Source organism: Thermogutta sp. (assembly GCF_039793925.1).
Taxonomy (GTDB): domain Bacteria; phylum Planctomycetota; class Planctomycetia; order Pirellulales; family Thermoguttaceae; genus Thermogutta.
Genome location: NZ_JBAMME010000199.1, coordinates 127,441 through 134,366, shown reverse-complemented (window position 1 = coordinate 134,366; position 6,926 = coordinate 127,441). Strand labels below are relative to the sequence as shown.

5 protein-coding genes are annotated in these 6,926 nt (G+C 56.4%); 2 read left to right on the top strand and 3 right to left on the bottom strand.

Annotated elements, in window-relative coordinates:
- Nucleotides 1–92 precede the first annotated feature (92 nt).
- A complete protein-coding gene (locus ABJK56_RS07760; RefSeq protein ID WP_347244090.1) occupies nucleotides 93–1,097 on the top strand; it encodes a hypothetical protein in 1,005 nt (334 codons plus the stop codon).
- 223 nt (nucleotides 1,098–1,320) lie between these two features.
- Here the strand turns inward: ABJK56_RS07760 and ABJK56_RS07755 are convergent, their stop codons facing one another.
- Entirely contained in the window at nucleotides 1,321–2,862 is a 1,542-nt protein-coding gene (locus tag ABJK56_RS07755) for an MFS transporter (protein ID WP_347244089.1), read from the bottom strand.
- A gap of 562 nt (nucleotides 2,863–3,424) precedes the next feature.
- On the opposite strand from ABJK56_RS07755, the gene trxA reads away from it, so the two are divergent.
- Complete coding sequence (trxA, locus tag ABJK56_RS07750) at nucleotides 3,425–3,751, top strand: thioredoxin (RefSeq protein ID WP_347244088.1); 327 nt, start codon at nucleotides 3,425–3,427, stop codon at nucleotides 3,749–3,751.
- Between the two features lie 136 nt (nucleotides 3,752–3,887).
- On the opposite strand, the gene ABJK56_RS07745 is transcribed toward trxA, so the two are convergent.
- Together ABJK56_RS07745 and ABJK56_RS07740 are read right to left on the bottom strand one after the other, a co-directional pair.
- The gene (locus ABJK56_RS07745; RefSeq protein ID WP_347244087.1) at nucleotides 3,888–5,204 is read right to left on the bottom strand and encodes a Gfo/Idh/MocA family oxidoreductase; all 1,317 of its coding nucleotides are present in this window, start codon (nucleotides 5,202–5,204) and stop codon (nucleotides 3,888–3,890) included.
- A gap of 250 nt (nucleotides 5,205–5,454) precedes the next feature.
- Complete coding sequence (locus tag ABJK56_RS07740; protein WP_347244086.1) at nucleotides 5,455–6,729, bottom strand: DUF6666 family protein; 1,275 nt, start codon at nucleotides 6,727–6,729, stop codon at nucleotides 5,455–5,457.
- Between the last annotated feature and the right edge of the window lie 197 nt (nucleotides 6,730–6,926).

The window sequence follows — 6,926 nt, the reverse complement described above, 5'->3', positions numbered from 1 at the left end:
GGGGTAATTAAAATAGCAGCCAGCTCCAGAGTCGCGGGGGGAGGTCCTATCATAGAGGGCAATCGATTGTGGGAAACAGGAGATCGGTCGTCATGCGACATCAACCGTCCCGGCGTTGTTTTCTGAGCACAGCAGCATTCGTCGCTGCCATGGGTGCGGCTATCAGTCGTGAAGAGCAGATTCTTCTGGCGGCCCAGGAAGGTGCAGCATCTGAGGAAAAAAACATTTCACGGGAAATCGCCAGTCAGATGCCCCACGGCAAGGTGCGCGACATCTCCATCAGCCGCCTGGTCATCGGCGGCAACCTTATCGGTGGCTTCGCCCACAGTCGGGACCTCGTCTACATCTCGCGACTTCTCAAAGCTTACAACACGGAAGAGAAAGTGTTTGAGACCCTCGCGCTCGCGGAAGCCCACGGGATCAACACCATCCAGTGTAACCCCGTGTGTCTTCCCCTGGTGGAAAAGTACAACAAGGAACGCGGGGGCAAACTCCAGGCGATTGTCTGTATCACCCCAGATGCTAACAAAGATGCCGTGCGTCGGGAGATCGAAGAGGTCCTTAGCCACGGCGCAACGATGTTGTACACGCATGGTGGTCGCAGTGAACCTCCCGTCATGGCCGGCCGACTGGATGTGCTCGCCAACACTGTGGAATGCATCAAAGAAGCGGGGGTTCCGGCGGGCATCGGAAGTCATTCGCTGACGGTCACCATGGAATGCGAAAAAGAGGGAATCGGCGCGGACTTCTACGTCAAAACACTCCACAGCGACCAGTACTGGTCCGCGACACCCAAAGAATTACGAGAAGACTTCTGCTGGCACAGGCCGCGGCGGAGCGAGCCGTTCGCTTTCAACGATAACATGTGGTGTCTCAATCCAGAGGAGACAATCGAGTTCATGAAGACGGTCACCAAGCCGTGGTTTGCTTTCAAAGTGCTCGCTGCGGGGGCAATCCATCCCCGGCAAGCATTTCCCTACGCGCTGCGGAACGGGGCAGACTTCCTCATCGTCGGAATGTTCGATTTTCAAATTGCGGAAGACGTGGCGATCTTCCTGGACTGCTATCGCAAGCTTGGAAAGCGCGAACGCCCCTAGTGCGCGTGAAAATGCTCCAACATCCGGGAGCATATCCTTCGCGCGTTGCCGAAGCGAACGATAACAAAACGTCGCTTACGAGCACCGCTCCAGCCCGCGGTAAACCGTTCGTCTACCCGAACGTGTTGGGATCGCTCGGCGGCGTGACGTCACCGGATGGTGTTGCCGGTGGGGCCTCGCGCTGCGATGAGGCGTTTGCCTCCCCGGCAGTCGCAGGCTCCGACTAGGGCGCGGACGGCGCAGTTTCGGCTGGCGCCTCCGGAGCTTGAGGAGCAGTCTCCCCACCGGGGGTTTCGGTACCTGCTTGTTCCTTTTTCTTCGGCATTCCCAATGTGAACAGGCCGAAGACCACCAGGGCCATGATAGCAGGCCAGAGCCAGATATCCCGCCAACCAAAACGATTCACCGCGAGGTAGTCGGCTTTTGTCATGTACACCGACTTCCCTGCTACGGCAGCCTGAACGTGCCCAAATGTGGATGCGGGCACAAGCCGCATCACGGCCTTGAGTGCATCATACAGCTTTTGCCTATCCTGCTCGTTTTGCCCTTGGGGAGCACTGCGCAAAACTTGTTCAATTTCATCCGAGGTGATAATCCCATCTTTATTTTGATCAAAGTCCCTGGCCAGTTCGGTCCATCCAGGAAGTGCGACCCCCTCCGGGATGACTCGCGCTGCGATCAAGTTCTTGACTTTAGCAGGATAGGCGTCATTGGTCCGGCCGGCAAGGTTGGCCCCAATGAGCCAGGCCACTCCCAGCATGAGGAAAGCGATGAAGCTCTGCGCACTGGCCCGCAATTCCCGTGGGGCCTTGGTATCCACAAAAATGTAGGAACCGACGTAGACGAAGACGTAACAAAATCCGTGAATGAGGATTCCCAGCAGAACGAGCGGATACACCTCAGAGGCAAACAGGAGGTATCGAAGTGCCCAGACGGCCATACCTAGAGCCAGCACTTTGTGCAGCCCCAATTGGGCAATAAAGATGGGCATAATGGCCATCGCCACAATTTCGCAGATTTGGCCCATGGTCATCAGGGCTGTGGGGGCCGGGGCCCCGATCTGCGTGAGGTAGAGGTTCGCACTCACAAAGTAATACACGGCCGGAATGCCGATCAAGAACGCGCAAATGGTAAACAGCAAAAACTCTGGATCCTTAAGGAGCTTGACGGCTCCCAGCCCAAGCAGATCCGCGATTCCGGCTTCCTTGGCCTGCGGTGGGGTGTGAGGAAGAGTGAGCACATAAGCGGCCAAAAGAATCTCTACGGCACCACCCAGATAGAAGAAGGCGGGATTTCGCTCCCCGATGAACAGACCCACAATCCAGCCAGAGATGATCCACCCGATCGTGCCAAACATGGCAATCCGGGGAAATGTGGCGGGATTGTCCAGGTTACGAAACGTCAGCGAATTTGCCAAAGCGAGCGTGGGCATGAAGGCGAGCGTATTGATCAGAAGAAACAAGAAAAACAGCCAAAAGCTGGTCTGCACACCAGTGAGGATAAGGCAGATTCCACCGATAACATGAAGAACCGCAAGGATCTTTTCGGTATCAAAGAGACGGTCCGCCACAAAGCCCACAAAAAGAGGCGATAGAATGGCCGCGATCGCGGTGGTCGAAAACACCCATCCCATCTCTGATCCGGTGAACCCCCGCACCGCGGGTCCAAACGTACCGATGGGCACCATCCAGCAGGCCCACACGAAAAACTGGAAGAACATCAACACACAGAGCCGTATCCGCAGGAGTAGCTTTTCGTTCAACATCGGCGCAACCCTCGCATGCCAAGGAAATCCGTGCCAGAGCCGTGTTTTTCACTTCGACAAGCCAACAAGTCGACAGCAATTCTAATCGGCACCTCTTTGGTCGTGCAACTAGGGGAGGCACAGCCCACGCAAACCACCGACTTTTGTCTGCTTTTTCGGTAGAAGGGGGTTTATGAATTGGCCCTACAAAACATGGGACGTGGCCAATAGTGTTTATCCCGATTGAGGCCAATTTGTGATTGTCGCGCCGTACGCCGAGCATAGCCGAGCTGGTCAGCTCCGTGACAGGAGATGACTTGTCCAGCGTTGAACAGAAGACGTAAGAGCACCTCCTTCCGAAAGTCAACCGGAGGGGCACGCTCGTCGTAGCCGAGGAAACTGCCTGCGACCCAATCTCCCGGCGCAGTGGGTAAACGCCAGGCATTTACGCAATTGACGACAGGAACTATTTACGTATAATCGGCAATAAGCCGCGTAACGGCGTCTTGCTCTGATGCAAGCGGGTGTAGCAAGATCGAGCTTCAATTTATCAACGTTAGAGAAGCGACAGGGATTGTGTGCGATGGGTCAAGCCATTGAAGTCAACGAAGCCAGTTTCGATAAAGAAGTTCTCCAGGCGGATGTGCCGGTGCTTGTGGATTTTTGGGCTCCCTGGTGCGGCCCGTGTCGGATGATTGCGCCGACGGTCGAGCAACTGGCCACGGAAATGGCCGGGCAGGCAAAAGTCTGCAAGGTCAACGTGGACGAAAATCAGAACCTGGCCATGCGCTATCACGTGACGGCGATCCCGGCCCTTATCATCTTCAAAGGCGGTCAGGTTGTGCAAAAATTGATGGGTGTTCAGTCCAAAGATCGTCTCAAAGACGCGCTCGTCCAGGCCGCTTCATAAGCGCTGTCACAACTCATTCGAACACCCCCGCGGAGTCCCATTCAAGGAGTTAAGCGGTAGGGAGGCCAATTGCCAGCTCCCTACCGCTCCGTCGAGGTGTATGAGGGCTGCGCTTTACCAGTTTGCAAACGACATTTCAGACCCCCGTCTCCGACCACGGGTTCCTTTCCGGACGCGCACAGAGGAGGTTGGCTTCTTCGTCGTCGGGAAACCGTTCTTTTTCCGGATCGAAGCGGAGCTCGCGGTTGAGGATCCAGGCGATGGCTGCCGCGTGACATGCCACATGCGACCGTCGCATGATCATTTCATTGGTCACCGTTTTTTGACGCGAGCGCACGCAATCAAAGAAGTTGCGGGCGTGGGCCGAAACATCCAGTCCCTTCACGCGAGTCACTGCTTCAGGCAGTTCCTTCTTAAGTGACTCCGGATGAACCTCAATGCCCCCTTCGTCACCGGTTTCCACCCAGCCTTCGTCTCCCACAAATCGGACGGGACAGGTTCCCAGTCGGGTGATGAATTTTGGCGACCGATCGCCAAACGGAGTTTTCAGAAAGTCGAGGATCAATTTCACGCCGTCGGCGTAGTAGCACACGATTCGGTCGTTCTCGGGAACATATCGGACAGGGACCGTATTATCGGCCTTCAGTGCCCACTGGCACAGATCGACAGTGTGCGCACCCCAATCCAGAAGTCGCGCACCGGAGTCAAAATCAAAATAGCCCCGCCAGCCTCCGTCCACATAAGTATGGTTGTAAGGCCGCCACGGGGCCGGTCCCAGCCACAGATTCCAGTCCACCACATCGCGCGGTGGCGTCTGTTCTCGTGGCAGCCAGCCGTTCTCGAGTTGCGGCTCGTATACGGATGCATACACCGTATGGATTTTTCCCAGTTTCCCACTTTGAGCCAGCGCGACGGCATATTGGAAGTTGGGCACACTGCGACGCTGGGTTCCCGCCTGGAAAATACGCTTGGTGCGTTGAAAGGTTTCTGCAAGTTGCTGGCACTTGGCGATTGTGATGCCACAAGGTTTTTCGCTGTAAACGTCTTTGCCCGCTTCTGCCGCCATGATCGAGGCGGGTGCGTGCCAGCGGTCTCCCGTCGCGATGAGAACTGTGTCAATATCAGAACGTGCCAGCAGTTCCCGGAAATCGCGATAAACTGCGCAGTCGTTGTTGCCGTAGAATTCGTCCACCAGACGTTTTCCTGCCTCCCGGCGACGTGCCTGCACATCAGCGATGGCCAGGCATTTGACATCCGGCAATTTGAGGATGGCGTTCAGGTCGTAGGTTGCCCGAGGACCAATCCCGATCACACCCAAAGTGATTTTTTCACTGGGCGGAACGCCCTGTTCCAATCCCAGTGCCGTGGCAGGCAGAAATTGAGGAATTCCCAGGATGGACGTGCCCAGGGCACCCCATTTCAGGAAATCACGCCGGCGAGTTCTTTGAGACATAGGGCAGGCCTTTCTTTCAAAAAACACCTTTTCTACCTAACAACGGTTTTCATGCTCGCTTCATTCCATCTAACTGAGCTCGCCATGTCAAGAATCGAGAGTGCCAATTATCACCAGAGCCGGGTTCGGAAAGCGAAGAAATCGGCCCTCTTGGAGTGCCTGTCCCCGGAGGACTATTGTAAACAGCAAGCCCTGCGCATGCTGATAACACACGCAGGGCACCTGATAACGCGTGTTTCCCCGAACGCGGTCAGCGGACCCGACCGTGGAACATCATGCTCGTATTGTCCGCTACACCCTGAACTGAGCGGAAGAGATCGTTGAGGGCCTCGCTTACGTGCCGTCCTGGATACCAGATCAGGCCCATGGAGACGCTCCAGTTTTCATCGATTTGGCCGTCCACTCCCCGCCCGGTGTGAGGAGCCAGATACGCGAAATTGGCCTCGAATGCCCAACTGCCATCGAGCGGAAGTGTGATGTCCGCACCAATGAGGCCGTCTCCATAGCCGGAAACCCCTACCCAGAATCGGCCCTCGCCACCCTGACAAAAGTGACGCCGATAGAACACCACGTAGCGATCGAGGACCGACAGATCGAGGTACTGGCGGTGGTCGGGGTTCTGCGGATCGTCGGGCAAAAGGAGCATGTCGTCCTTGACGCCGTACATGCCCATGTAGCCGATTTCCCGCATGTCATCGAGGAAGAACGAAATTTCATGCCGAATCTGGAGTAAATCGGAGTCCACCCAAAAGTCATCGTGCATCCAGTCGAAGAGGACACTCCACTGCCATCGGCCGCAGTCAGGGCGGTGAAACAATCCCGCAGTGAGAAACATTTGCGCCCGACTCCCGCGGGAGACCAGATTGTTACCGTACCATGTGAGCGCCTCGTGACCGGCAAAGTCACTGTGCACCACCTGAACACCCACCTGGTATCCGATGTTCCACGGACCCCCGATCGGAGCGGAGTAGTTGAGGCCCTCGTGGAGCCCGAAATTCCCGTTTCGCCCGAGATCCACCGGCCCTTTAAAACCGTGCGCTCCGGCAAAGACACTCAGGTGCTGGATCCATGGTCCAAACAGCAAACCTCCGCCATAATACACATCCGGCTGGACGAACCCCCCTGGCTCGTAAATGACACCACCGTCTTCCACCAAGCCAGTTTGCACGCCTTCTTCGTCCACCATTCCACTTGTGATGACCGGCTGACCGGGTGGAATGACCTCGGGCGACGACTCCTCGACAGGCTCCCGGGACGTCGTCATTATTTGGTAGCTGATTTCCTCCGGTGAAGAGTTTCTCGCCGCGGGGTGTGGTCGGGAAACCCGTCGGGCCGGGGGCCGCGTCACTTCCTCGATGCTCGGAGGCTGGCGACGTAAGACCTGGGAGCTCCAGTACGCTACGGGAGAACCGGTTGCCCGTTCAACGTATTCCGTTTCAGCCGCGACCCCGTGGCAGTCCCAAACGCCGGCAACCAATGCCACAGTAATGACGCAGCACCAAGCGAAAGTCGTTCGCCGGGACATAAGGCAACTCCTGTTATGGACAGCAGCAATAACACGATAGGCCAGAGGGCCAAACTCGACGTTTGTTCGTCGATAAACTTATCGGAATCGGAAGAGCCAAATCTTTCAGAAAAGCTTGCGCAATCCGCAAATTTTACCACACAGGAGCCGCCCCGCCGCAGAAAGCCGGAGCACGCATGGTAAATTTTCGGGTTGCG